Source organism: Streptomyces sp. NPDC055025 (assembly GCF_053608565.1).
Map to the genome: position 1 here is coordinate 1 of NZ_JBSGVS010000073.1, position 24,317 is coordinate 24,317.

Genomic DNA, 24,317 nt, shown 5'->3' on the forward strand with positions numbered 1-24,317 from the left:
AGCAGATCGAACATCTCCCGCTTACGCACCGGCGACATCGGATCGATCAACGCCTGATTACCATCACGCAAATCCGTCGACAGCCAGCGCGGAGCGACGGTGACCCGCTTGTCGGGCCAAGTGCGGTCAGGAATGTCCACCGCCTCATACCGGCCGTACTTATGGATGGGCATTCCGGACGCGCGCTGGGTGTGCGTCGCATTGGTCACGGGCGTGACACCGCCGACAGAGGCGAAGGATCGATCGGACATGCGCGTGGAACTCCTGGTGTGCTCGCGGGCCGAGCGCCGTGGCGTGGTGGCGTGGTGGCGATGCGGTGGGCCTGGTCAGGGGGTGGGGACGCGGGGTCACCGACCGGCCGGAGTCATCCTTTCGGTACGGATGGGGCGCCCCGGGATCACACGCGACCCGCCGGTCAATGTGGGTCAATTCTGCGGCGGGGCCGCATCCGCGAGGAACGGCGCGCGTCTTCGTTGCCTTCCGGTACAGGGCCCTGTGCCCTCGCGTCCTTGCCGAGGCCGTTGCGCCCCCTCGTCTGTCGCGGAAATCCCGCGTTTGTCGTCGGCCCCCTGCGGATTCGTCCGTGATCAGTAACAGCGGGTCCTGTACGGGCGTTCGTATGACTTCATGGGTGCACGGCATCGGCGGAGACGGCAAAGGGGCGGGCGGACATGGCAAAGCACAAGGGAAGGGGATGGCACGGCCGGCTTCTCGCGGCGGCGCTCGGGGTGACAACGCTGGCGGCCGCCACCTCGGTGTGGACCGCGCAGGCCAACCCCGCCGGAGGGCGGCAGCCGCAAGCGCGTGTCTCGGCGCCGGACGCCCGGCCCCAGGACCGGACGGTGGCCAAGGTGGCGGCGGACATCGCGCACGCCTCGGACCGCGGCGCCCGGGGCGTCAACATCACCATCGACGACGGACCGGACCCGGTCTGGACCCCGCAGGTGCTGCAACTGCTCAAGGACAGCGGTACGAAGGCCACGTTCTGCATGGTGGGCACACAGGCCCAGGCGTACCCGGACCTGGTCAAGGCGGTCGTGGCGGCCGGGCACCGGCTGTGCAACCACACGGTCTCGCACGACACCACCATGGACAAGCAGTCCGAGGCCTACCAGTCCCAGCAGATCCTGGACGCCGAGCGCATGATCACCAAGGCGTCCGGAGGCGTCCGCCCCCAGTACTACCGGGCCCCGGGCGGCGCCTTCACCCCGTACAGCCGGCAGCTCGCCGCGTCCCGGGGGATGCGGCCGCTGGGCTGGAACGTCGACTCCAGGGACTTCGAGCGCCCCGGCGCGGACACCATGGTCGCCACCGTCAAGAAGGAGATCTCCGACGGCCCGACCGTCCTCTTCCACGACGCGGGAGGCGACCGCTCCCAGACCGTGGCCGCCCTGCGCGAGGTGCTGCCCTGGCTGAAGGAGCAGGGGTACTCCTTCGGCTTCCCCGTCCGGTGACACTGCTTGCGTCGGCGGACGGGAACCGGGGACCTCGGGGCGGCGCGGTTGTACCGGCGAGGCGCTGTTCCCGTGTCTGGGCGGCGAGGGCGCGGCGGTCGCGGACGGAGTTACTGGCAGTCCTACGGCATCACCTGACAGAGCCCTACCTGGGCTCCGCCTTCTTCCACGGTCTGACGCCGAGCTTTCCGGTGGTTCCGAGATCGAGGTCCGGGGTCACCGTCACCGGGTCGGCGCCGGCCTTCGCCCGGACCCGTACGTAAGGCACGTTCACCGGCGTGCCGGACTCGGTGGTGTTGCGCCAGACCAGGCCGGCGGTCGCCGACTCGCCGGGGCCGAGCGTGACGGGCAGGGGCTGTTCGTCGGGCCCGGCGCCGGTGGTGATCTCGCCGCTGCCGTCGAGGATCTCGATACCGTCGACGGGCTCGCGGTCGGCGTCGAGGAGTTCCAGCAGCGGGTAGCCCTCGACGGTGTAGGGGCGCGTGCCGCAGTTGTCGAGGTGCAGACCCACGACGCGCAGTCCCATGGCCGCGTCGCCCTCGTCGGCGCTGACCCGGATCCCGGAGGCGGGGCAGGTGCCCGGCTCGGCCGGCGCCTCGCCCGCGGGGACCTTGGTCACGTCGAGCACCTCGGCCCGCGTTATCCGCGGCGCGCCGGGCGGCAGGCCCCCGGCCCGGACCGTGCCCCGCACGGTCTTCCCGGGGCGGACGTCGCGCACGGTCGCGCTCTGGTTGGCCACGGCCCCGCCGTCACCGCTCATGAAGGTGAAGACAACCGAGTAGGTCAGGGTCTCGGTGCCCTCGTTGGTGATCTCGTAGGCGGCGACGACCCCCGAGTCCGCGTCGGGGTCCGTGTCGAGGCTTTCGGCGGAGACGGAGTAACTGCGGCTGGGCGAGGGGGAAGCCGACGGGGAAGCCGACGGGAGGGTCAACGAGGTGATCCGTACGCCGTCCTTGCCCGGATCGTCGACCTGTGTGCGGGACGGCGGTACGGCCGCGCTCGCGCCGGTGTTCCCGGCGCCCGCGCTCTCCGTCCCGCAGGCCGTGAGCAGCGGAGCGATCGCGGCGAGAGCCGCCAGGAAGGGCGCGGTCGCGGCGAGGCGTGGGCGAAGAGAGGCGGGTCGGCTCATCCGGTCATCTCATCAAGTCATTGACCCCGCACGCGTGATGGGGGTCACAGCGCGGGTCACAGGGGTGCTACAAGATGGGCGGTCGCGCAGGGGTGGACCTGGCTCGGGCGGCACCCGGACCGCGGGCGCGGTGCCAGGGCACGCGAGCCCGGCAGATCCGGACAGGACCTAGGGGGTCTCCGGGCGCCGAGTGGTGAAACCGTCCAGGACCCGCGCGAGCGCCCGGTCAAAGACGGCGTCCAGATCGATCGGCCCCGAGTCCTCCGCGAACGCCGCCGCCAGCCGGGGATAGCGGCCGGAGGCGATCTCGCGCCCCATGTAGGCGATGCGTACGGCGTGCTCCTGCTCCGCGGACCAGGGCAGGGACTTGGCGCGCTCGGCGGTCTGGAGCTCATTGGCGACATAGGTGGTCACGACGCCGTTGACCATCGCCACCAGCTCCATCTTCTCGCCGTAGGGCACGTCGAGGGTGTCCAGGCAGGTCAGGCTGTATTCGAGGTAGCGCATCGCGTTCGGGCTGAATCCGTAGACCGCCGACATCAGCCGCGCCATCCAGGGGTGCGCCCGCATCATCGCGCGGGCCCGGTGCGCGAGGGCGGTCAGGTCGGCCCGCCAGTCCCCGGACGGCTTCTCGGGCAGGTCGTACTCGCCGGCGACCCGGTCGGCCATCAGCTCGTACAGATCCTCCTTGCGCGGCACGTAGTTGTACAGCGACATCGTGCCGCAGCCCAGTTCGGCGGCGACATGACGCATGGTCACGGCGTCGATGCCGCCCGCGTCGGCGACACGGACGGCCGCCGCCGCGATATCGGCGCGGCTGAACGCCGGCCTGGGACCGCGGCCCGACCGCTCCGGACGCGCCCAGATCACGTGGGGTTCAGCAGGTCGCCCCGCCATCGGTCATCACCTCGTCCACCATCTTAGTTACGTACAACGTACGTAGTGAGATACGGTGGGCCGCATGACAACTACGTACGACGTACTTAGTGAAGGTCTGGAGAAGCGGTTCGGCGGCGGCCGTGTGCAGGCCCTGCGCGGGCTGGATCTCGCCGTCGCCGAGGGCACCGTCTGCGGGGTGCTCGGACCGAACGGCGCGGGCAAGACCACCGCCGTACGGATCCTGACCACCCTCACCACGCCCGACGCCGGGACCGCCCTGGTCGCCGGACACGATGTGGTCCGCGCCCCGGGCGCGGTGCGCCGGTCGATCGGCGTCACCGGTCAGGACGCCTCCGTGGACGCCGAGTTGACCGGCCGTGAGAATCTCCGGCTCTTCGCCCGGCTGCTCCGGATCAGAGGCGCCGCGGGCCGGGCCCGCGCCGATGAGCTGCTGGAGCGCTTCGAGCTGACGGACGCCGCCGACCGGGCGGTACGGACCTACTCGGGCGGGATGCGGCGACGGCTGGATCTGGCCGCCGGTCTGCTGACCCGTCCCCGGGTGCTCTTCCTCGACGAGCCGACCACCGGACTCGATCCGCACAGCAGGAACCAGATCTGGCACGCCGTACGCGAACTCGCCGACCGGGGCACCACCGTTCTGCTGACCACGCAGTATCTGGAGGAGGCCGACCGGCTGGCCGACGACATCGTGCTGATCGACCGGGGCCGTGCTGCCCACCAGGGCAGTCCGGCCGGGCTGAAGTCGCTGATCGGCTCGTACGCGGAGGTGGTGCTCGCCGGGGAGACGGCGGGGCGGACCGCCGAGGAGGCGCTCATCACGGCCGCGGGCGTGCTCGACCGGCTGACCGGCGCGGAGCCCGTGCTCGACCGGCAGCGCCGTACGGCGGGAGCCGTGGCGACGGACCCCGCGCTGACCCTGCCCCGGCTCGTCCGGGAACTGGACGCGGCGGGTGTGCCGGTGGCCGACGCGAGTCTGCGCCCGCCGACACTCGACGAGGTCTTCCTGCGACTGACCGGCCGCGCCATCGGCCCGGCTGTCGACAGGGCTACGGACCCGCCCGCCGACCCGCCCGCCGCCCGCCACTCGGACCCCGGCGCGGACACCCGTCGCCACCACGGAAAGGGGCGCGCGGCATGAGCGCCGTCGTGTACGAGACCGGGACCGTCCTCGGACGTCATCTCCAGCGGATCAGGCACGCGCCGGGCGTGATGATCCTCACCCAGACCATGCCGATCAACATGCTGCTCTTCTTCGGCTATGTCTTCGGCAGCGCGCTGGCGACGCCTGGCGAGCAGTACCGCGCCTTCCTGGTGCCGGGACTGCTCGCCTCGACGGCCGCGGGCGGCATCATGACCGGGATGTTCCAGGCCGCACAGGACGTACAGCGCGGAGTCATGGACCGGTTCAGGACGATGCCGATGAGCAGGGTCGCCGTACCGCTCGGACAGACCGCCGCTGATCTGCTCACCACGGCCGTCGGGATGGTGCCCCTGATTCTGGTGGGGCTCGCGGTGGGCTGGCGGATCGACGGCTCGGTGCCCGGCGCGTTCGGCGCCTTCGGGCTGCTGCTGCTCTTCCGCTTCGCGGCCAACTGGCTCGGCACCTGTCTCGGACTGCTCATCCGGAATGAGGAGGTGGCCGGTCAGCTGGGCGCCGCGACCTTCGTGCTGCCGCTGCTCTCCAACGCGTACATCCCCACGGCCGGGTTGCCCGACTGGCTGCGTACGGTCGCCGAGTGGAACCCGATCAGCGCGCTCGCCACGGCCGTCCGCGTTCTCTGCGGCGATACGGCGCCGACGGCGGGCGCCGCCTGGCCGGTGGCGCATCCTGTGGCCGGATCGGTGCTCTGGTCGCTGGTGCTGCTCGTACTTTTCGTACCGCTCGCCGTACGGCGGTACGCCGACAGCCGGGAGTGAGCGACGGAATCGGGCAGGCGGCAGGGGTGCATGGGTGCAGGGGTGCACCCGTGCAGGGGCGCCAGCAACGTGCCCGACCGGCCGCCGACGCCCTCCTCGGGATCCCGCGTTCCCCTGATCACCGGAATGTCGTGCTCCGCGCCATCGGTCCTAAGCTGTCCCACCCGCTGTCGTGGGCGGGACGGAAAAGAACCGGAAACGAAGGGGTCGCGGGTGAGACTGGGCGTCGGCTTGGGGGACGAGGATACGGCGGAGGGCGAGCTGCGGTCCCTGCACACCTGGCTGCTCGCGGAGCCCGCGGCCCGTCGCCACGCGCGCCCCGTACTCGACACGGCAAGGCCGCCCCGGGCGGGAGCCCAGGGCGATGTGATCGACCTGATCTCGCTGGTGGTGAGCAGCGGCTTCAGCGCCGCCTCGCTCGCCCTGTCCCTGGCCGCTTGGCGCGCGACCCGGCCAGGGCAGCCGGTCGTCACGGTGGAGCGCCCCGACGGTGTCAGGGTCACCATCTCCGACTCCTCGCCCGAGGAAACGCGGCGCCTGCTGGAGTCCCTGACCGACGGCGGGACCAGCGGCGGGACCGGCAGCCGAGACGACCGGACCGACGGTCGGACCAGCGGCGGGACCGACGACCAGACTGGCGGTTGGACCGACCGTCGAGACGACCGGACCGACGGTCAGGACGACCGTACCGACGGGCAAGGGGACGGGTGTGGCGAACCTGCCTGACCCCGCGACCTCGCGCGCGGTGCTGATAGGAGTCGGTGCCTTCGACACGCTCCACGATCTGCCCGCCGTCGAGAACGGGGTGAGGACCCTCGCGGATCTCTTCACGCAGCAGGACATCTGGGGGCTTCCCCCGGAGAACTGCCATCTGGTCCTCGACCCGCAGACACCGCGTCAGCTCTCCAAGTCCGTGGCGGAGGCGGCGGAAGCCGCCAAGGACACCCTGCTCGTGTACTACGCGGGGCACGGGCTGATCGAACCGAGGACGGGCCAACTGCACCTGGCCGTCGGGGACAGCGACCGGATGTCCGTGCATGACACGGCCGTCCCCCACGAATGGATCCGCCGGTCGATCGAGCACAGCCCCGCCGCCCGGCGGATCCTCATCGCCGACTGCTGCTACAGCGCGCGCACCTTCGGCACCCAGTCCGCCGGCGCCGAACTGGAGGTCGAGGGCACCTATCTGCTCGCAGCCGCCGCCGAGAACGCGGTCGCGGTGTCTCCGCCCGGCGAGCGGTTCACCGCGTTCACGGGCGAACTGATCAGACTGATCAAGGACGGTGTCCTGGAGGGCGGCGAATTCCTCGATCTGGACACGATCTACCAGCGGCTGCGGGTGGAACTCGGTCTGAAGGCGCTCCCCGAGCCGCACCGGCTCTGCCGTGACAGCCTGGGCAAGGCGCCCTTCCTTCGCAACACGGCTTTCCAGCCGGTGGCCGCGACCGCGCAGCGCGGCTGGGACAACTGGACCTCGGCACAGGCGAGTGCCGGGGGCCACGCCGAGTCGACCGCCACCGAGTCGGAACCGTATGTCCGGCTCGCCAGCCTCCGGAGCCTGCTCGACCAGCTCATCACCCAGGTGTCGCCCGCGCGGAGCCTCGCCGACACCCTTCAGTCCGTCGCCGACGGCGTCGTCGCGGGACTCGGTTACGAACTCGCCGCCGTCAATCTGGTCCGCCCGGACGGTGACCTCGTCGTCGCCGCCTTCTCCGGCAGCCCCGCCGCCGAGGCCCTGATCACCGGCAGAGTGGGCTCGCGCGCCTCCTGGGACCGACGCCTCACCATGGGTGAGCCGTGGGGCTCCCTCCGCTTCATCCCGCACACCGAGGGCTGGGTCCTCGACAACGACGACGTACCGCAGTGGCACACCGAAGGACCCATGCCTCAGTTCGAGGACGAATGGCACCCCGCCGACCGGCTGTTCGCACCGATGTACCTGCCGAGAGAAGGGGATGAGGAACTCCTCGGTGTCATATCGGTCGACCGGCCGCGCAGCGGGCGCCGCCCCGGCCCATGGGGCCGGGAGGCACTTCAGGTCTACGCGGCCCATGCCGCCGTCGCCGTCAGCAACGCCCGGCTGCGCGGGAACATGCAGCGGGCCCTGGTGCGCCTGGAGCGGGAGCAGCAGGCGCTGCGCGCGAGTGAGGAGTCGTTCCGGCAGGCGTTCGAGTACGCGCCCAGCGGTATGGCCGTCGCCGAGATGGGCGGCGATCAGCACGGCCGGATCGTGCGGGCCAACGACGCGCTGTGCCGACTGCTCGGCCGGCCCGCGTCCGCGATGCGCCGGTACTCCTTCTCCGATCTGGTGCATCCCGAGGACATCGGGACCCTGCTCCGCACCTCGGCCGAGGGCGGCCGCGCCGAAGTGCGCCTCGCGCGGCGCGACGGCTCGCGCGACGGCTCGTACGTCTGGGTGTCCATGCGCAACTCCGTTGTCGCGGACACCGTGGACGGGCCCCGCTATCTGCTGACCCACGTCGAGGACATCGAGGACCGCAGGGCCCCGGGCGGCGCCGGTGGCGCCGGTGGCACTGGTGGCATCGGCAGCGCCGGCGGCACTGGCGGCACCAGGTCGGCCGAAACGGACTGACAGATCCTCGTCCTGGTGCTTATGATCCCCGGGATGATGAACTTCTCCTCGTACAGATCGGGGGAATCGTTCGAGCAAGGTGAGTGCTGATGGCACATCACTTCGCGAACACGATTCCGGCCCACCTGCTGATGTGGCAGCGCGTGCGTGAGTACGCCGTGCCACCGTCCATGATCGAGACCGCGACCGCACGGCGTGCGGTCGGCGACTGGGCCGGGGCATGCGCCGCAGCCCGGGTCGACATCGATTTCGATCTGCGCGCCGTGCGCGACCGCCACGGCACCGGTCTTCTCACCCGCCTCCGTGCGGATCTGCGCCGGCTGGCGCCGGATCTGCTCCGCTGGCACATGCCCCGGATCGCCCCCGACGGGCGGCTCCGGCCCGGTCTGACCATCTCCCTGGCCCGTTACGGGAGTTCCGGCGCCACGCCGTTCCAGCTGGTGGCGCGGACACCGCCGGCCTGGGCGGACGCCGGACAGCGGATATCCCTGGCTCTGTGGGAGGAGTCCGGGGACGGCGCCCCCGGGCACCGGCCGCGTACGTATCCGCACCCGTATCCGCACCCGCATCCACATCCCGACCGGCGTTACCGGCTCGACCTGCACCGGCATCTCTGGGACTCCGAGCGGAGCGGCGAACTGGCGCGGCGGTGCGGTGCGGGCGTGGCACTGTCCATGGCGCCGCCTGACCTGCCCCATACACCGGCCTCCCGGCCGTGCGTGCCGGACCCGTCCGATCAGTGCGCCGTACACGACTGCTCGCGGGCGTCGTCCGTTCACGACTGCTCGTGGGCGTCGTCCAGTCACAACTGCTCGTGGGCGGCGGCGCGGTGGGCCGCCGAGGCCGAACTGCTGCTGGGGGCCGAGGGCCGCCCTCGCGGGGCCTTCACCGTGCGGCTCGGTGCGCGGAGCCGCGCCGTGCTCGAACTCGTCGCCCCCGACGACAGCCATACCCCGACGTTCCGGCCGCTGCGGGAAACGCTGCCGCCGCAGGAGGTCGCGGTGCTTCCGGTGCTGCCGGAGGCGGCGGCGCGGGTCCTTCCGGACCTGGAGCTGCTGCGGGCCGGGCTGATCACCACCGATCGGCTGCATCCGCTCGTCGCCGCGGTTCTGGCGGCGTCATTGGCGGCGTCCGGCCCAGCGGTGTCGGCCGGTTCGGTGGTGTCGTCCGGCGTAGTGGTGTCGGCCGGTTCGGGACCGGTGGCCGGGTCCGTCCGCCGGCCCGGCGATCCGCACCGGGTGGACTGCCGGGGTGAGGTCCACCGGATAGCGCTGCGGGACGGGACACTCACGGCGATCGACCACGACCCGGCACAACTGCGCCGGGAGGAACTGCTGGTGGCGCTCGGCGGCCCCGCGCTGCCCTGCCTGCGGGCGATCGACGAGGTGCACCGTAACCCCGAGGCACTGCCCGCGGTCCGGGAGCGACTGGGCCACGGTGACATCGCCGGGGCCCTGGCCGTGGTCGAGGGGCTGCTCGGTCCCGCTGCGATCCTGCGCGAGGGGCCGCTGCGGGACGAACTGGAGTCGGCCGCGGCCCGCCGCGTCGACCACGGGCTCTTCCGCTCGGGGTTGGTCGCCGTGCATCCCGGTGCCGGTCCGGTGGCGGGCGGAAACACCTCGGACCCGAGGCACGCGGAGGCGGGCCACCGCCCCCGGCTCGACCGCCGTACGCCTCCCGCGACGCGCCTCAAGCGGAGCAGCCGGGCCCGGCCCCGTACCGGCATGAAGCTGAGTGCCGGCTGACCGGCCGCCCCATCCGAGTCCTTTGCTCACGCCGCGCGTTCCGCGCCGCGCGCCCATGTCGTCCGGGACGTGCCGTCCCGATCCCTCATCCCACCCAAGGTGATGCCCATGCCGTCCAGTACCTTCCTGCCCGCTCCCGCTCCGGCCCCTGCTCCGGCACCCACCCCCGCCCCCGCTCTCGCCTCGGTCCCGGACGCCGGCGCCCTCATCGGCGCCCAACTCGCCGTCGCCGACGACCTCCTGGCCCTCCTGCGTGCGACCACCACCGAGCCGCGCCCCGACGAGCAGCTCGAAGCGCTCACCCTGGCCGTCGCGGCCGACCTGCCCGTGCTGCTCTGGGGCGAGCCGGGCATCGGCAAGACCGCGGCCCTGACGCACCTCGCCGCTTCCCTCGACCTGCCGCTGACGACCGTGATCGCCAGCGTCCACGAGCCGACCGACTTCTCCGGGCTGCCCATCGTCGGCGACGACCCGGCGGTGCAGGGGGTGCCGATGGCGCCGCCGCAGTGGGCCGTCGAACTGGTACGGGCCGGGCGGGGGCTGCTCTTCCTGGACGAACTCTCCACCGCCACCCCGGCCGTCCAGGCCGCGCTGCTCCGTGTCGTCCTGGAGCGGAGGGTCGGCGCGCTGCGACTGCCGCCGGACGTACGGATCGTGGCCGCGGCCAATCCGAGCGCGTCGGCGGCGGACGGATGGGAGCTGAGTCCGCCGCTGGCCAACCGGTTCGTCCATCTGTACTGGGTGCACGACCGGGAGGTGGTGGTGCGCGGGCTGGGCGGCGTCTGGCCCCGGGCGCAGCTGCCCCGGCTGGTGCCTGAGCGGCTGCCGGAGGCGGTGGCTTTCGCCCGGCGCGCGGTCTGCGGATTCCTGGAAGCCCGGCCGACGCTGATCCACCGGCTGCCCAGCACGGAGACACGGCGCGGCGGGGCCTGGCCCTCGCCCCGGAGCTGGGAGGCCGCGTTGGCCCTGCTGGCCTTCTCCACGGCGGCCTCCGTCTCCCGGGAGGTGCTGGCACTGCTGGTCCGGGGCACGGTGGGGGACGGGCCGGGGCTCGAACTCCTCGCCCATCTGGACCGGATGGACCTGCCGGACCCGGAGTCGCTGCTCGCCGATCCGGCCGCCGCCGAGCTGCCGGAGCGGGGCGATCTGCGTCAGGCCGCGCTGGAGGCGGTGGTGGCCGCCGTCGGGGCGCGGCCCGAGCGGGCCCGGTGGGAGGCGGGCTGGGCGGTGCTGGTCCGGGCGCTGGAGACCGGCGCCCCCGATTTGCTGGTCGCTCCCGCCACCGCGCTGGCGTCGTTGCGGCGCGACGACTGGGAGGTGCCGGAGGCGGTGGAGCGGCTGGCCGGGGTGATCGGTCTGACCCGGCGGGCGGACCGGTCGGTGGGGCGGGTCGCGGCGGCGGCCGACGCCCGGCGTGCGACGGGGGTACGCCGATGACGGGGGGCGCGAAGCCCCCGCTGCCGCGCCCGATGGCCCGGCCCGCGCCGCCGCGCCCGGTGCGGGCCACCGTACCGAAGCCGCCGTACGGCTCCGGCAGACCGTACGGTTCCGGCGCACCCGCAGACCCCGGCGGACCGGCAGGCCCCGGCGGACCGTACGGCTCCGGCACACCGTACGGCCCGCCCGGACTGCCGCTGGACATGGAGAAACTGCTGGCCGCCCGGCTGCACGCGGTGAAGGTCCGGCCCTACCTGGCGAGCGCGCTCTTCGCGCTGCACGTGGTGGAGGACCGGTCGGTGCCGACGATGGCGGTGGACGCGCACTGGCGCTGCTATGTCTCCCCCGCCTTCGTGGCGTGCCTCCCGGTGGAGGAACTGGCGGGCGTCTGGGTGCACGAGGTCTCCCATCTGCTCCGGGACCACCACGGGCGGGGCGAGCGGTACGCGCGGGAGCACGAGGAGTACGGGCCGGGCGCGCGGCTGCGGCGGAACATCGCCGCCGACTTCGAGATCAACGACGACATCTACGGTGACGGTCTGCCCCTGCCCGCCGGGGCCGTGCTCCCGTCGCTGCTGCGGATGGCCGACGGGCTGCTGATGGAGGAGTACCTGCGCACGGCGTCGATGTCGGGCCTCACCGGTGATCTGGCCTGGCTGGACTGCGGCAGTGGGGCCGACGGGCAGGACCGGCCGTGGGAGCTGGGACCCGACGGGGCGCACGGCCTCAGCAAGCAGCAGCGGGACGCGGTCCGCTTCCGGGTCGCCGAGGGGATCAGGGGACGGCCGGGCGAAGCTCCGGAGGGATGGCGCCGGTGGGCCGACGAGGCGTTCCATCCACCGCAGCCGTGGCGGCAGTTGCTGGGGGCGGCGGTCCGCTCCGCGGCGAGCGCGCCGGGGGCGGGCGAGAACCACAGCTACCGGCGTCCGTCCCGGCGCTCGGCCGGTGTCCCCGGTGTGCTGCTGCCGGGCCTGCGCCGTATGCCGCCCCGGGTCTGCGTCGTGATCGACACCTCCGGGTCGGTGAGCGACGCCGAGCTGGGCAGCGCGCTGCTGGAGGTGGCGGCGATCTCGCGGGCGGTGGGCGGGCGCCGCGACCTGGTGTCGGTGATCTCCTGCGACGCGGCGGCCGGGGTCGCCGTCGCGCTCTGCCGCACCGAGAACATCGAACTGGTCGGCGGCGGGGGAACGGATCTGCGTTCCGGTTTCGCCCGCGCGCTCCGCTCCCGGCCCCGCCCGGACGTGATCGTCGCCCTGACGGACGGTCAGACGCCATGGCCCTCCGCACGGCCGCCGTGTCGCACCGTTGTCGGACTCTTCCCCCGTCCGGCGAGCCCGGTGGACGAGGAAGATCCCGAGTACGTCCCGGACACCCCGCCGCCCTGGGCGCGTGTCGTCACCATTTCCTGAGAATCGGGTCCGGTTCGTGAGAATCGGGTCCGGCCCTTCGGCAGGGGGCTCGCTCGACGGGCTCGCTTTACGGGCTCTCGACGGGTCTTGCTCGACGGGGCTCACTCGACGGGCTTGCTCGACGGGGCTTGCTCGACGTTGCCGGAAGGCCGCCTGCCGTGCCGTGCGTCTCGGGTGCCGGTCGGCGGGCCCCGGACGGGGCACCGGTCCGACGGAGTGTCGGCGCAGGGGTGCGGGTGGAGGCTGACAGCATCGGCCGGGCGGGAGATCCGATGGTCACCGCGTCGGCGGCGCGCGGCGCGTCGGCTGTGAGAGGCGGGACTTCATGGCGCCACGGCCCCACTGGCTGTTCGGGGACCAGCTCGGTCCGCATTTCGTGGACCCGCGCCATGGCGGACCCGACGCCCAGGCTCCGGTGGTCATGATCGAGGCGCGTTCGGTGCTGCGCAGGCGTCGTTTCCACCGCGCCAAAGCCCATCTGGTGCTCTCGGCGATGCGGCACCGCGCCGCCGAACTCGGCGACCGGGTCATCTATGTGCGGGCCGAGACGTACGCCGAGGGTCTGGAGCAGGCCCTCGGGCGTCCGGCGTCCCGCCGGACGGGCGCTCATGACGGGAACTCGGGCCCCTCACGGGAGCGCGGCGCCGGTGACCGGCTGACGGTCTGTCACCCCACCTCGCGCCGGGCACTGGACTTCGTCGGCGCGCGGAACGGAGTGGAGATCCTCCCGGCGAAGGGCTTCATGGTGAGCCACGACGACTTCGCCGAGTGGGCCGGCCGCGGCGGCGGGAAGGGCCTGCGGCTGGAGGGCTTCTACCGCTGGGTGCGCGAGCGGCACGACCTGCTCATGGACGGCGACGGTCCGGCGGGCGGGCGGTGGAACCTCGACCACGACAACCGCGAACCCCCGCCGCGCGGACAGGAAACCCTCGGCGTCCGGGGTCCCTGGCAGGCGCGCGAGGACGCCATCGACGAGGAGGTCCGCCACGACCTCGACCGCTGGGAGCGCGACGGCGATGTCTCCTTCGTCGGCCGTGACGGCCCCAGGCTCTTCCCCGCCACCCGGCGCGAGGCGCTGTCCGCGCTGCGGCGGTTCGTCACCCACCGGCTGCCGGACTTCGGCCGATACGAGGACGCCATGCTCGCGGGCGACCCGGTGATGAGCCACAGTCTGCTGTCCGCGCCCCTGAACCTCGGTCTCCTCGACCCGGCCGAATGCGTGGAACACGCCGAGCGGGCCTACCGGGCCGGCGACGCGCCCCTCAGCAGCGTCGAGGGCTTCGTCCGGCAGATCGCCGGCTGGCGCGAGTACGTCTGGCACCTGTACTGGCACTTCGGTGAGGACTACCGCCACCGCAACGCACTGCGCCACACCGCCCCCCTGCCGGACTGGTTCCTCGACCTGGACGCCGACGCGGTCACCGCCAACTGCCTGTCCACCGTGCTCGCTCAGGTACGGGACACGGGCTGGACCCACCACATCCCCCGCCTGATGGTCCTCGGCAGCCGCGCCCTCCAGGACGGCTGGGACCCGGCCGCCGTCACGGACTGGTTCCACCGCTGCTTCGTCGACGGCTACGACTGGGTGATGCTCCCCAACGTCGTCGGCATGTCCCAGTACGCCGACGGCGGCCTCATGACCACCAAGCCCTACACCTCCGGCGGGGCCTACATCCACCGGATGAGCGACCTGTGCGGCCCCTGCGCCTACCGCCCCACCCAGCGCACGGGTGACCACGCCTGCCCCTACACCGCCGGTTACTGGGCCTTCCTGCACCGCCACCGCGACCGGCTGGCCGCCAATCACCGTACGGCCCGCGCCGTCAAGGGCCTCGACCGGCTCGTAGACCTGCCGGAACTCCTCGACACCGTCGCGCGCCGCGCCGACACACCTCCCTGACCGGCCCGGCGGGCTTTCTCCGCCCACGCCGGGACAGGACCTGGGCGGCACCGACCCGACGAGGGACTGCTCCCCGCGCCCGCCGGGCTCAGCCAAGGTCGGCCGGTTCCAGGAGCAGCAGGGGGATCACCCGGTCGCCCGCCCGCTCCCGGTACTCGGCGAAGTGCGGCCAGTGCGCTTCGGCCACCGCCCACCAGCGGGCCAACTCCTCCCCGGCCGGCTCCCGGGCCCGGAACTCCCGGACCCGGTCGCCGTCCTGCAACCGCACCCGCGGGTCGGCCAGTACGTTCCAGTACCAGGCAGGGTGTTCCGGCGCCCCGGCGGCGGAGGCCGTCACCGCGTAGACGCCGTCCTGCTCGATCCGGATCAGCGGGGTCTTCCTGACCTTGCCGGACTTCGCGCCCCTGCTGGTCAGGATGACCACCGGACGGCCCTCCAGCGTGCCGCCCTCGCGCCCGCCGGTCGCCTCGTACCGTGCCACCTGCTCCCGAACGCGCTCGCTCGGGCTGGGCTCGTACTCCATGTCGGCGTTGCTCATATCGGCGCTCCTCCGCTCTCAGCCCGCGACCAGGTCGAACTCGTTGCCCTCGGGGTCGGCGAAGGTGGTCCAGCGCACCGTGCCCTTGTCGACGTCGTTCAGCGGGGTCGCGCCGAGTGCGGTCAGCCGCTTCGACTCGGCCTCGAACTCGGTGGTGACCAGGTCGAGATGGAGCCGGTTCTTCACCGACTTCGGCTCGGGAACCTGATGGAAGCTCAACCTCGGCACGCCCTCCGCCGGGTCGATCGCGGCGAACTCGGCGCTCGCGCCGGGGGCGACCCGCCGCCCCAACGCGTCCGCCCAGAAGCGGGCCAGCTTGGCGGCGTCCGCGGTGTCGACGCTCAGGCTGTACAGGGTGCTACTCATGATCGTTACTCCTCGGGGTGAAGCGGACTCATGGCTTTGGGGGTCGGGTGGGGGAGTCGGGAGCCTGCTCAGATCGCGGTCCGGCCGCCGTCCACGGCGACCGTGGCACCGGTGACATAGCTGGCCTTCGGCGAGGCCAGGAAGGCGACCACCTCGGCGATCTCGGCGGGCTCGGCGGCCCGCTTCATCGCGGTGGTCGCGCCCAGCGCGTCGAACAGTTCACGGCCTTCGGGCCGGGTGTAGACCGGGCCGGGGGCCACGGTGTTGAAGCGGACACCGCGGGCGCTGTACTCGGCCGTCCAGCTCTGGGTCAGCGAGGCCAGCGCGGCCTTGGTCGCACCGTAGGCCGCACCGGTGGCGAGGCCGAGGCTGCCGGCCATGCTGCCGATGTTGATCACACTGCCCGACCCCCTCGCGGCCATCGCCGGGGCGAAGGCGGCCACCAGGAAGAAGGGCGCGCGGACGTTGCCGTCGAACATGGCGTCGTAGTCGGCCGGCTTCAGCTCCTCGGTCGGCGCCCAGAACGACACCCCGGCGTTGTTGACCAGTACGTCGATCTCGCCCACCTCGGCGGCCAGCCGGCTCGCGCCGTCCGGGGTGGTGAGGTCGACGGCGACGAACCGGGCCTGGCCGCCGGCCGCGGCGATCTCCGCCACGGTCTCGGTGCCGCGCTGGGTGTTGCGGCCCACCACGACGACGGACAGGCCGTCGGCGGCCAGCCGGTTGGCGATGGCCCGGCCGATGCCGGAGGTGGCGCCGGTGACCAGCGCGGTCAGGGGGCGGGAGTCGGAGGCGGTGCTCTGCGCGGACATGGAAGACACCTTTCGAGAATGGAAGTCAGACTGGTCTGTCTGGCAAGAGGAAGGTAGACAGACCTGTCTGCCTATGTCAACACCCGAGGTCCTCCTTCCAGACAGACAGATCGGTCTGTTAAGGTGGGGCTATGTCTGAAAAGCTGCCTTCTCCCAAGGAACGCAGTGCTGCCGCGCGGGCGCGACTGCTGGCGGCGGCCAACGAGTTGTTCTACGCCGAAGGTGTGCAGTCGGTCGGGATCGATCGGGTCATCGAGCGCGCGGGGGTCGCCAAGGCGACGCTCTACAGCGCGTTCGGAAACAAGGACGGCCTGGTCAGGGCCTATCTCCAGGCCCGCCACGCGGCCACCGTCGAGCGGATGGAGCGCGAGCTGCGCGCGCGCTACGACACCCCGAAGGAGCGTCTGATCGGCGCCTTCGAGGTACAGGGGCTGTCCTTCACCGAGCCGGGCTTCCGCGGCTGCGCGTTCGTCAGCGCCAGCTCCGACGCCCCGCCCGGAGGCGTGGTCGACCGGGCCGCCCAGGACTACCGCGCGTGGCTGCACGACCTCTTCCACGACCTGGCCCGGCAGGCCGGCGCCGCCGACGCCAGATCGCTCGCCCAGCAGCTGGTCCTGCTCTACGACGGCGCCGGCATCAGCGCCTGGATGGACCGCGACCCCAGCGCCGAAAACGCGGCCCGCACCCTGGCGGCCGTTGTGGTGAACGCCGCGATCCCGGATTGAGCCGCCCCCTGGTCGGGTCGACAGCGGTGCCCGGTGGCGGCTGGAAGCCGGTGATCCCGCCGGTCTTCGCACCGACGGAGCGAGGGCGCGCCGTTACCTCAACACGTCGCTACCTCTACGCCCCGTTACCTCTAACGGATGAGTGAGCGGGCCGTGGGCGCCAGCCGCAGGAGCTGGGGGGCCGCGGTCTGTGCCCGCTCGATGTCCGGAAGGATCTCGTCCCGTACGAGGGGATGGGCCATCGCGTCGGCGAGGTGGCGGCGGTGAGCGTTCTCGTCCGGGTACGAGGTGAAGACCGCGACGACGTTCTCCCCGGTGCGGACCGGGAGCCTGGGAAATGTGTTGGCTGCCGTCTCCGTGGCGAGGACGGCGAATGGCGCGGGCCCTGTCTGCCGCAGCAGCGGGACGAGACCGTCCTGGATCAGTCCGATGCCGTCGTGGGTGTCCGGGTCGTGGGTGTCCGGGTCGAGGGTGTTCGGGGCGTGGGTGTCCGGCGGGAAGTGCCACAGCGCGGCGACCACATACCGGTCCGGTGCCGTGGCGCCTGACAGCCGCCGTTCCGATGGGGTCACCGCGAAGCCCCGCCAGGCCGGCAGGGGCCGCAGCAGCAGGACATCGTCGGAATCGACCATGGTGGCATTGGCCCGGGGACCGTGCGCGGCCCAGACCGGCCCGCCGTAGAAGGCCGACAGGGCCTCCCGCCGGGCCTCCATGTCCGTGAAGCCGCGCAGCCAGACGAAACGGTCCGGATCGTCGAGGTCGCGGAACTGACCGAGGACGATCATTCCGGTCTCTTCCTGCGTTTCGACGAACTCCCGGTCGAACAGCTCGATGAGCTCGTCCCGTCGGCCGGGGCGCAGGGTGTACTGGCGCAGCTCGATCACAGCGGGGTGGCCGGTGGGGTCGGTTCCGGGCACGGCGGACTCCGTTCTTCTTCTTCTCACACTTCGAGCCGGGTGGACCGACCTCGGCCAGACGGTAGGGCCCACGTGTGCCAGTACCTGTCAGTGTTCCGGAGCAGAATCCTCGTATGTCCGCCGACCGGTTGCTGTCGATGCTGCTGTTGCTCCAGACCCGTGGCCGTATGTCGGCACGACGGCTGGCCGATGAGCTGGGGGTCTCCGTGCGTACCGCCTACCGCGACCTGGACCGTCTCCAGGCCACCGGGGTCCCGGTCTATGCCGAGCAGGGCCGCGCCGGCGGCTATCAGCTGCTCGACGGTTACCGCACCCGCCTCACCGGGTTGAGCGAGCGTGAGGCCAGGGTGCTGTTCCTCGCGGGACTGCCCACGCCCGCCGCCGATCTGGGGCTCGCCGAGGAAGTGGCCGCGACGCGGCTGAAGTTGCTGGCCGCTCTGCCCGCGGGCATGCGCGAAGAGGCGACGCGGACCGACGCGGTGTTCCTCTGGGATGCTCCGGGTTGGTACCGGGAAGCCGAGGCGACCCCATATCTGCCCCTGCTCGTGGAGGCGGTGTTCAGCCGGCGAGCGGTGGACGTGCGGTACCGCCGCTGGCGCGAACCGCAGGAGGTGGACCGCCGGCTGTATCCCTATGGCCTGGTGCTCAAGTCCGGTACCTGGTACCTCGTGGCAGCGGCCAGGGGCCGGACCGCCACCTACCGGATCACCCAGGTCCTCGACGCGGTTCTGAGCGATGAGCGCTTCGAACGGCCGGAGGACTTCGTCCTGGGCGAGTACTGGTCGTCCTACCTGGACGGCTTCCGAACGCGCCGCCATACGGGCACCGCCACCATCCGGCTGTCACCGAGGGGACGCGAGCGGCTGGCCGCCAACGTCCCCCCTGAGGTGGTACGGGCCTTCGACGCCACCGCGACCGCGGTCGGCGATGACGGCTGGAGCGAGGCCGTCATCCCGACCGAGAGCACCGACCACGCGTGCGGGGAACTGCTACGGCTCGGTATCGACGTCGAGGTCGTCGCGCCGGAAGAACTGCGGCAGGCCATGGCCGACACGGTGTCCGTACTCGCCCGGACCTATGGCCACATCCGCCCCGACGGGACCGAGACAGAGGCATCCGGCCGACCGGGCGCAGACCTGACGCCAAACGCCTGAACAGGTCTGCACAACACAGAGGCCCGGACCGGGGATCATGGGCCGCGCGCCTGGCGCGGACGTCCCCTGGGAGGGAGGTCCGCACCAGGCGCGACGAGGGTCATGTGAAAACCCGCTGACCCAGCGGCCGACGGGGGAAGGCCGCATCGATCACCCGTCAGCCGGGTCCGCTTCCCCCTGCCCAAGGGCGGCAGGCTGCTTCGCATCCGATCGAGAATAGACCTCGCCGGGTTTCGGGAATTCAACGGCCGGCGACAGACGCAGTTCTTTGGATTCCGCGGAGTAGGCGTACAGGCCAAAATTACCCAACCCCGGCGATCCGCACTGCCCATCCCGGAAGTTGACGGCAACCCACACATCCCCTCCCGCAGGAATAGTGTCCACCTTCCAGGAAAACCCACACACCTCTCTGGTTTCGCTTTCCTCTATCAGACTGCTCAGTTGAAGCTGTGCCCCCGCCGAAATGAGGCCCGTCCCGTCTTTCTTGAAGTTGATCCAGTCCCCTCCGGGATTGCTCCAGGCGCCGACGACCTGCCCTTCTGTCGGGACGGGGAAATCTCCTTCGTCGGTGCAGCCGGACACACTCATCACGAGGACCGCGGCGAGGATGGCGACAAACGGGGATTGCCGGCTTCGTCTAGTACGGTACATATACTTCCTCAATCCAGGTGATCTTCACGTCCATGTCCGTCTGACCATCAGGCCAGATGAACTTGGCAGCGTCCGAGATCTGTTTCATGACGGGGTTACTGCTTCCGTTCTTGTAGCCGTCGCTTGACAGGCTGCGCGTGGCCGAGGTTACCGTCAGGCCGTTGGACACCTCTACCTGCACTTGGCCGACGAGCCCTCCGCGGTCCCACTCCGAATCCGTCTGGGGATACAGCGCGCGCGATCCTGCGGATTGGGTACCCGGCGGCATGGCCCGAAGGGGCGGAAGAGAATACCCGCTCTGAGAACCGAGCTACCGCCTTTATGGCTCGACCACGTCATTCGTTGTTGGCCCTTTGTCGAACGTCAGCCTGTTTACGGTCCCGGCTTGGATCACCGGTCCGTATACTGCTCCGCCGCTCATGGAGTTCTTGACCGTCAGGAATGTCGATGTCATTCGGATTGCGGGATCGGTCTCGGCAAGCAGTGCTCGCACTTTTACTCCTGCAGTTGGAGCTGATGCGAGGAGTCGCCGTAGCTGGAGCTCCCACGGTTCACTGGTTGCTGCTGGTAATAAGTCTCTTTCCTGGGTGTCATATGTCGCCAGTAGCGTCGCGCCGTTTATTTCCGTCCGGACCGCTGGTGCTTCGCCGTTGCCAGTACGGCCAAGGAATCTTGTGAGTTTGTCCCTCATCCTGTGCCATGCGTCCGCCATCGCTCGTCGCAGCCGGACGACTGATATCGGTTTGCCTGGTGTCGGCTGCAACTGGAGATGGAATGACATGGGAGCCCCCTTGCTGGGTCACAGTTGGCGAAGCACGGCGACTGTCATCACGGGCTCATCACGGGTTCGGATCCGGATCCGGCGCGACTGCCGTATCGTCCGACTCCTGGACGTAGGGGGCATCGAACCGCTCAAGCAGCTCTTCCTCGATGTCAGCCAGCTCGTGCCACTTGGCGTGCTCGGCCACCTGCCGGACGAACAAGGGCCGTCGTGGATCGTCGTCCGTCATGCCCGCCGATCGTAAGAAGGCGTCGAAGTGGTCAGCGGCAGAAGGTTCTTGTTCCGATGAGTCCGCCTCTGCGGCGACGTCGAGGTTCTCCTGGAACAGGTCCGGTTCGGGAGCTGGGAACGGTACGAGGTGACGGAACTGTTCGGGGACGTCCTCGTTGTTCGCGGCTGATGAGAGTTGAGCGAGAAGGCCCAGGTCGTTCACGGTGCGTTCGACGTGGTCGTCGTTCCGGGCAAGCCACCAGACCACGGTGCTGCCGGCATCCTTCAGTACGTCATCGCCGAGATATGCGCGTTTGCTCTGCTCCCAGCGCCGTTCGTGTTCCCAGAGCTGTTCGTCCTTGCGGACCGCGGCGAGCTTGTCGAGGCGTTCCTGGTCGCGCGGGGCGAGAGCGAGTGTGGTCGCCTCGGCCATGGCCAGTACCCGTTCCGAGACATCCAGTTCCAGGGTGCTCAGCCCACCGTTGAGCTCGTGCTGGACGAGCGAGCTTCTGCCCGGTGAGCGTTTTTCGGTGATACGGCGAGCTCTTTCGAGGACGGCCTCGGCCGCCAGGCCGCCCGGATTGACCAAGGGAGTGTCGGCCTGCCCGTCGGCCGGGCACCAGCGCACCGTGGCCGAGAAGAGGAAATCGTAGTCGTCAGCCTCGCTCGGCAGAGCGACATCGATGAGGCGCAACTCACGGCTTTCCACCGGCGTGGCGGGCAGATATGGCACCAGTTGGGGCGGGACCTCGCCCGGCCTTCGGCGGGCGGCTGTCTTGACCTCCACCACCGGGACAAGCAGAAGAAGGACACCGATCAGCGGCCAGGTCCACTGCGGCCAGCCGGCGCCCAGGGCGATGATGGCAAGGACGAGTCCGGCGATGACGGTGATGAAGACCGTCATGATGGTGCGGCTTGAACTCATGGGGCACTGTCTCCCTGATGCGGTGTCACAGCGAGGGTGCGGCGGCTTGGCGGCGCTGGGCGGCACTGATCTTGTGCAGAAGCCGGGTCGTAACCTCGGCTCGGTCTTCTCGGGAGCCGGTCCCGGCCGCGGTCCAGTCACGTGCGGTCATATACAGGGCGCCGAAGATGGCTGCGCGGTGTGCGGCACCGGCGACCAGAACATCGAGGAATACGTCGCTGTACTGGTCGTTCTCACCGGCGGCGACCAGCCAGCGGGTCAGTGGGCTGCTCCACTCGTGCTGGGGGAGCAGACGGAATACTCCGGCCCACCCAGCTGCCAGCCGGCTGCGGACGACTCCATCGGGGAGGAGCGACTGTGCACGACGGGGACCAGGGTTGATGAGAAGCGCCGGATCACTGAGCTCCAGGAACAGCCGGGCGTCAACCTGCCACTGCGCCGAGGTGAGGTCGCGGCCGAGCCTGTGAAGCATACGGCGACGCATCCAGTGATCGCGTCGGACGAGAACGAGCAGGGCTTCGAAGGCGCTCGTCTTCTCGCGCTGCCGTCTGGCCAGATGGTGCAATCGGACCATGGCCTGGTCAGGATGGGACAGCGTCAGCACTTCGGCGCAGACTCCCACAAGTACTTGGGTGAGTTCGTCCGTCAGCCCTTCCCTGCCGGACCAGTTGTAGATCGCGGAACGGAAGAAGGCGCTGTGCCGTTCGTCCTTGAGACCGTATTCGAGCACCTGAGCCGCGGCACGGAGTCTTGGTTCCCATCGTGTTGTCGCGGTCCAGCGTTCCACCAGTTCCACCAGCCCTCGTGGGGGGCTGGTACGTAGCCATTGCTCGGCGAACCGCTCGATCAGCAGGTCGCGGCCTCTTTGGGCGAGCCTTCCGGGTTCAACGGCGTGGCCGACCCAGTCGCGCAAACGGACACGGAGGTCGGGTACGTGGTTCCAGAAATGCGCGCGCACGGCGGCGTCGTAGCCGAGCCCGGTGAAGCGCACCATGCCGTCGGCATCGGCTTCTGCCTTGATTTCGGTAAATCGTTCGGCGAGGTCCGCACGCTCCAGGAGGGGCGTCTCGTCCTTGGGATAGTTCACGGTGCGCAGTAGTTGGTCAGTGGCGTGGTGAAGGTCATCGGCATGTGCTCCGGACAGCATGGCCGTCGTCAGGAGCAGGGCTCTTTGCCGACCCGAGGGGAGCTCGGCAAGGAGTGCAGCCACTTGACCGGCTCGATCCCGCACCGCGTCCAGTGCATGCTCGCACCAGTCGGAGAAGCTCCCCTGTTCCCGCGCTCTTCGGCGTGCGGCCTCGATCAGAGCGGCGAGTTCGGCGATCTCCCGCATCGGCGGCAGGTTGTCCAGATGCTCGGACAGCGCTGGGACCGGCCGCAAGGTCTCGGAGACGGGGATCCCGGACTTCCGCAGATAGCTCTGCAGTACATCCATGCCCGGTCCGCGCCCGATCTCGACGTGAAAGGCGATGAGATCGGTGTGGAGTCTCGTCGCTCGCTGGTAGGGGAGTGTCACCACCAGATGGGCCTGGCGTTCCACCACCATGCTCCGGAACGTGGCGAGCTCGTCCTGGACTTCGCTCCAAAGGTGTTCGTCCGCGCCCGACAAGTTCAGCAGTAACTGATCACCCGCCTCTACGATTTCGGGATCGAGACGGGGACGTCCCTCCTCGCGCGTTTCCACTTCGTGGAACGTTCCGGCGTCGTCTCGCCGTTCGTGCAACAGGATGCGCGCGGCGGCGTTCCGGCCGCTGCCCGGCTTTCCGTCGAGCAGCACGGTGCCCTTGCGCTTGAGAACGTCGCGTGCGTCACCGAAACCGGGCGGGTGGACGAATCTCTGGTGCAGCCAGGCCAATTGGTCAGCGGCGACGACGCGAGGGCTCTTGCCCTTGAGATCCGCCAGCAGGCTCGCGGGGTTTTCGCGGTCGAAGTTGAAGATGTGGCCACTGCCGGTGTGCACCTGTTCCTGGCTGCCGGTCACGGAGGGGCCGACCGAGTCGGTCACCTGTCGCCGTCCTCGCGCCTGCGCGAGGTGCCGAACCGGTTGTGGACGCCCCCTTGATTGCCTCCCTCGAAGTATGTTCCTACATCCCCGGAGAAATGACGGGGTTCATGGCGTATGTCCCCTGTTCCCGTGTGGACGACTCCCTGGCTGCCCTTCACCACGGTTCCCACGTCGCCGGTGAAGTCTCGGGCCTGAACGACCGGACCGTTCACTTCACCCGTGGAGTTACTGGTGCTGCCGGGCTCGGACGGCGGCTGTTGTGCGTCGCGATCGGCGGCTTCGAGTGAGGGCACCAACGTCGCGAGTTCGTCACCGACGCGGGCCAGGTCCGCCCTGGCGTTGTGCCGCAGGTCGACCCGGATCGACTGGCGGTTGGCGAGCTGACTGAGCGCTGCGGGCAGGTCTGCCTCGCGTAACCGTTCCACATCCCGCCCGTCCAGGACAGGGATCACCGTGATCCCGCAGGCGAATGCTTCCAGGATCTCTCTGCGGACCCAGTCCTGTTCGTCATGCAACTGCGGACGGTGCACCCACGTCGGTCCGATGACAGCGAGGAGCAGGCTGCTTCGCCGTACATTGCGGACGAGTTCCCGGTCGAAGGACTCTCCGGCCCCGATGGACTTCGAAGCGTAGAAGATCCGCTCCTCTCCGAAGCGGCGGGAGAGTTCGCGCTCGATCGTGGTGGCGCACTTGTCGCCATCTCCGGTGCGATAGTTGATGAAGACGTCGGGCATGGACCTGTTACCTCT

At 70.5% G+C, this 24,317-nt stretch carries 21 protein-coding genes and 3 pseudogenes; 12 read left to right on the forward strand and 12 right to left on the reverse strand.

The annotated features are described in order from the left end of the window. A pseudogene (locus tag ACWGDX_RS33260) lies at positions 1-251 on the reverse strand (2-isopropylmalate synthase); the annotation flags it as partial. Between the two features lie 420 nt (positions 252-671). Between ACWGDX_RS33260 and ACWGDX_RS33265 the strand changes: the two are divergent. Then, positions 672-1,454 (forward strand): polysaccharide deacetylase family protein, encoded by a 783-nt coding sequence (locus tag ACWGDX_RS33265; protein ID WP_453631665.1) that lies wholly within the window; start codon positions 672-674, stop codon positions 1,452-1,454. Positions 1,455-1,599: 145 nt separating this feature from the next. Here ACWGDX_RS33265 and ACWGDX_RS33270 read toward each other — a convergent pair whose 3' ends face one another. Together ACWGDX_RS33270 and ACWGDX_RS33275 are read right to left on the reverse strand one after the other, a co-directional pair. Continuing rightward, positions 1,600-2,583, reverse strand: a complete 984-nt coding sequence (locus ACWGDX_RS33270) for a DUF4232 domain-containing protein (protein WP_453631667.1) — start codon at positions 2,581-2,583, stop codon at positions 1,600-1,602. Positions 2,584-2,751: 168 nt separating this feature from the next. Then, positions 2,752-3,480 (reverse strand): TetR/AcrR family transcriptional regulator, encoded by a 729-nt coding sequence (locus ACWGDX_RS33275; RefSeq protein ID WP_453631669.1) that lies wholly within the window; start codon positions 3,478-3,480, stop codon positions 2,752-2,754. 64 nt (positions 3,481-3,544) lie between these two features. Here ACWGDX_RS33275 and ACWGDX_RS33280 point away from each other — a divergent pair, with 64 nt between their 5' ends. The 9 genes and pseudogenes from ACWGDX_RS33280 to ACWGDX_RS33320 all read left to right on the forward strand — a co-directional run bounded on the left by ACWGDX_RS33280 (position 3,545) and on the right by ACWGDX_RS33320 (position 14,484). After that, the gene (locus ACWGDX_RS33280; RefSeq protein ID WP_453631670.1) at positions 3,545-4,621 is read left to right on the forward strand and encodes an ATP-binding cassette domain-containing protein; all 1,077 of its coding nucleotides are present in this window, start codon (positions 3,545-3,547) and stop codon (positions 4,619-4,621) included. Next, positions 4,618-5,400 (forward strand): ABC transporter permease, encoded by a 783-nt coding sequence (locus tag ACWGDX_RS33285; protein ID WP_453631672.1) that lies wholly within the window; start codon positions 4,618-4,620, stop codon positions 5,398-5,400. The genes ACWGDX_RS33280 and ACWGDX_RS33285 overlap by 4 nt, the downstream gene beginning before the upstream one ends. Positions 5,401-5,613: 213 nt before the next feature. Further along, entirely contained in the window at positions 5,614-6,126 is a 513-nt protein-coding gene (locus tag ACWGDX_RS33290; protein ID WP_453631674.1) for an effector-associated constant component EACC1, read from the forward strand. 19 nt (positions 6,127-6,145) lie between these two features. Next, positions 6,146-6,736 (forward strand): annotated as a pseudogene (locus ACWGDX_RS33295) (caspase family protein); the annotation flags it as partial. A 222-nt stretch (positions 6,737-6,958) separates the two neighbouring features. Beyond that, positions 6,959-7,903: pseudogene (gene cdgB, locus ACWGDX_RS33300) on the forward strand (diguanylate cyclase CdgB); the annotation flags it as partial. 179 nt (positions 7,904-8,082) lie between these two features. Beyond that, a complete protein-coding gene (locus ACWGDX_RS33305) occupies positions 8,083-9,738 on the forward strand; it encodes a hypothetical protein (protein ID WP_453631676.1) in 1,656 nt (551 codons plus the stop codon). Positions 9,739-9,846: 108 nt separating this feature from the next. Continuing rightward, positions 9,847-11,175 carry an AAA family ATPase gene (locus tag ACWGDX_RS33310; RefSeq protein ID WP_453631678.1) on the forward strand — a complete coding sequence of 443 codons (1,329 nt, stop codon included), beginning with the start codon at positions 9,847-9,849 and terminating at the stop codon, positions 11,173-11,175. Positions 11,176-11,378: 203 nt separating this feature from the next. Beyond that, positions 11,379-12,584, forward strand: coding sequence for a vWA domain-containing protein (locus tag ACWGDX_RS33315; protein ID WP_453631718.1), 1,206 nt, complete (start codon positions 11,379-11,381; stop codon positions 12,582-12,584). A gap of 325 nt (positions 12,585-12,909) precedes the next feature. Then, on the forward strand, positions 12,910-14,484 hold the full coding sequence (locus ACWGDX_RS33320) for a cryptochrome/photolyase family protein (protein WP_453631680.1): 1,575 nt from the start codon (positions 12,910-12,912) through the stop codon (positions 14,482-14,484). Positions 14,485-14,572: 88 nt separating this feature from the next. Here the strand turns inward: ACWGDX_RS33320 and ACWGDX_RS33325 are convergent, their stop codons facing one another. The 3 genes from ACWGDX_RS33325 to ACWGDX_RS33335 all read right to left on the reverse strand — a co-directional run bounded on the left by ACWGDX_RS33325 (position 14,573) and on the right by ACWGDX_RS33335 (position 16,200). After that, positions 14,573-15,022, reverse strand: a complete 450-nt coding sequence (locus ACWGDX_RS33325) for a nitroreductase family deazaflavin-dependent oxidoreductase (protein ID WP_453631682.1) — start codon at positions 15,020-15,022, stop codon at positions 14,573-14,575. Positions 15,023-15,040: 18 nt separating this feature from the next. After that, positions 15,041-15,388 (reverse strand): VOC family protein, encoded by a 348-nt coding sequence (locus ACWGDX_RS33330; RefSeq protein ID WP_453631684.1) that lies wholly within the window; start codon positions 15,386-15,388, stop codon positions 15,041-15,043. Positions 15,389-15,456: 68 nt separating this feature from the next. After that, positions 15,457-16,200, reverse strand: a complete 744-nt coding sequence (locus ACWGDX_RS33335) for an SDR family NAD(P)-dependent oxidoreductase (RefSeq protein ID WP_453631686.1) — start codon at positions 16,198-16,200, stop codon at positions 15,457-15,459. A 131-nt stretch (positions 16,201-16,331) separates the two neighbouring features. On the opposite strand from ACWGDX_RS33335, the gene ACWGDX_RS33340 reads away from it, so the two are divergent. Further along, the gene (locus ACWGDX_RS33340) at positions 16,332-16,925 is read left to right on the forward strand and encodes a TetR/AcrR family transcriptional regulator (RefSeq protein WP_453631688.1); all 594 of its coding nucleotides are present in this window, start codon (positions 16,332-16,334) and stop codon (positions 16,923-16,925) included. A gap of 131 nt (positions 16,926-17,056) precedes the next feature. Here ACWGDX_RS33340 and ACWGDX_RS33345 read toward each other — a convergent pair whose 3' ends face one another. Then, positions 17,057-17,842 carry an NIPSNAP family protein gene (locus tag ACWGDX_RS33345; RefSeq protein WP_453631690.1) on the reverse strand — a complete coding sequence of 262 codons (786 nt, stop codon included), beginning with the start codon at positions 17,840-17,842 and terminating at the stop codon, positions 17,057-17,059. Positions 17,843-17,955: 113 nt separating this feature from the next. Between ACWGDX_RS33345 and ACWGDX_RS33350 the strand changes: the two genes are divergently transcribed. Further along, entirely contained in the window at positions 17,956-18,996 is a 1,041-nt protein-coding gene (locus ACWGDX_RS33350) for a helix-turn-helix transcriptional regulator (protein ID WP_453631692.1), read from the forward strand. A 150-nt stretch (positions 18,997-19,146) separates the two neighbouring features. Here ACWGDX_RS33350 and ACWGDX_RS33355 read toward each other — a convergent pair whose 3' ends face one another. The 5 genes from ACWGDX_RS33355 to ACWGDX_RS33375 all read right to left on the reverse strand — a co-directional run bounded on the left by ACWGDX_RS33355 (position 19,147) and on the right by ACWGDX_RS33375 (position 24,302). Further along, on the reverse strand, positions 19,147-19,647 hold the full coding sequence (locus ACWGDX_RS33355; RefSeq protein WP_453631694.1) for a hypothetical protein: 501 nt from the start codon (positions 19,645-19,647) through the stop codon (positions 19,147-19,149). Next, positions 19,634-19,915 (reverse strand): hypothetical protein, encoded by a 282-nt coding sequence (locus ACWGDX_RS33360; protein WP_453631696.1) that lies wholly within the window; start codon positions 19,913-19,915, stop codon positions 19,634-19,636. The genes ACWGDX_RS33355 and ACWGDX_RS33360 overlap by 14 nt, the downstream gene beginning before the upstream one ends. A 571-nt stretch (positions 19,916-20,486) precedes the next feature. Then, positions 20,487-21,542: a hypothetical protein gene (locus ACWGDX_RS33365; RefSeq protein ID WP_453631698.1), complete on the reverse strand. Its 1,056-nt coding sequence runs from the start codon at positions 21,540-21,542 to the stop codon at positions 20,487-20,489. 46 nt (positions 21,543-21,588) lie between these two features. Continuing rightward, positions 21,589-23,568: a hypothetical protein gene (locus ACWGDX_RS33370; protein WP_453631700.1), complete on the reverse strand. Its 1,980-nt coding sequence runs from the start codon at positions 23,566-23,568 to the stop codon at positions 21,589-21,591. After that, positions 23,565-24,302 carry a toll/interleukin-1 receptor domain-containing protein gene (locus tag ACWGDX_RS33375; protein ID WP_453631702.1) on the reverse strand — a complete coding sequence of 246 codons (738 nt, stop codon included), beginning with the start codon at positions 24,300-24,302 and terminating at the stop codon, positions 23,565-23,567. The genes ACWGDX_RS33370 and ACWGDX_RS33375 overlap by 4 nt, the downstream gene beginning before the upstream one ends. Positions 24,303-24,317 lie beyond the last annotated feature (15 nt).

What these genes read in the sequence shown, in the direction of transcription:
- ACWGDX_RS33265 (WP_453631665.1), top strand. Translation starts at nt 672, where the DNA reads ATGGCAAAGCACAAGGGAAGGGGATGGCACGGCCGGCTTCTCGCGGCG.
- ACWGDX_RS33270 (WP_453631667.1), bottom strand. Translation starts at nt 2,583, where the DNA reads ATGAGCCGACCCGCCTCTCTTCGCCCACGCCTCGCCGCGACCGCGCCC.
- ACWGDX_RS33275 (WP_453631669.1), bottom strand. Translation starts at nt 3,480, where the DNA reads ATGGCGGGGCGACCTGCTGAACCCCACGTGATCTGGGCGCGTCCGGAG.
- ACWGDX_RS33280 (WP_453631670.1), top strand. Translation starts at nt 3,545, where the DNA reads ATGACAACTACGTACGACGTACTTAGTGAAGGTCTGGAGAAGCGGTTC.
- ACWGDX_RS33285 (WP_453631672.1), top strand. Translation starts at nt 4,618, where the DNA reads ATGAGCGCCGTCGTGTACGAGACCGGGACCGTCCTCGGACGTCATCTC.
- ACWGDX_RS33305 (WP_453631676.1), top strand. Translation starts at nt 8,083, where the DNA reads ATGGCACATCACTTCGCGAACACGATTCCGGCCCACCTGCTGATGTGG.
- ACWGDX_RS33310 (WP_453631678.1), top strand. Translation starts at nt 9,847, where the DNA reads ATGCCGTCCAGTACCTTCCTGCCCGCTCCCGCTCCGGCCCCTGCTCCG.
- ACWGDX_RS33315 (WP_453631718.1), top strand. Translation starts at nt 11,379, where the DNA reads ATGGAGAAACTGCTGGCCGCCCGGCTGCACGCGGTGAAGGTCCGGCCC.
- ACWGDX_RS33320 (WP_453631680.1), top strand. Translation starts at nt 12,910, where the DNA reads ATGGCGCCACGGCCCCACTGGCTGTTCGGGGACCAGCTCGGTCCGCAT.
- ACWGDX_RS33325 (WP_453631682.1), bottom strand. Translation starts at nt 15,022, where the DNA reads ATGAGCAACGCCGACATGGAGTACGAGCCCAGCCCGAGCGAGCGCGTT.
- ACWGDX_RS33330 (WP_453631684.1), bottom strand. Translation starts at nt 15,388, where the DNA reads ATGAGTAGCACCCTGTACAGCCTGAGCGTCGACACCGCGGACGCCGCC.
- ACWGDX_RS33335 (WP_453631686.1), bottom strand. Translation starts at nt 16,200, where the DNA reads ATGTCCGCGCAGAGCACCGCCTCCGACTCCCGCCCCCTGACCGCGCTG.
- ACWGDX_RS33340 (WP_453631688.1), top strand. Translation starts at nt 16,332, where the DNA reads ATGTCTGAAAAGCTGCCTTCTCCCAAGGAACGCAGTGCTGCCGCGCGG.
- ACWGDX_RS33350 (WP_453631692.1), top strand. Translation starts at nt 17,956, where the DNA reads ATGTCCGCCGACCGGTTGCTGTCGATGCTGCTGTTGCTCCAGACCCGT.
- ACWGDX_RS33355 (WP_453631694.1), bottom strand. Translation starts at nt 19,647, where the DNA reads ATGTACCGTACTAGACGAAGCCGGCAATCCCCGTTTGTCGCCATCCTC.
- ACWGDX_RS33360 (WP_453631696.1), bottom strand. Translation starts at nt 19,915, where the DNA reads ATGCCGCCGGGTACCCAATCCGCAGGATCGCGCGCGCTGTATCCCCAG.
- ACWGDX_RS33365 (WP_453631698.1), bottom strand. Translation starts at nt 21,542, where the DNA reads ATGACGGTCTTCATCACCGTCATCGCCGGACTCGTCCTTGCCATCATC.
- ACWGDX_RS33375 (WP_453631702.1), bottom strand. Translation starts at nt 24,302, where the DNA reads ATGCCCGACGTCTTCATCAACTATCGCACCGGAGATGGCGACAAGTGC.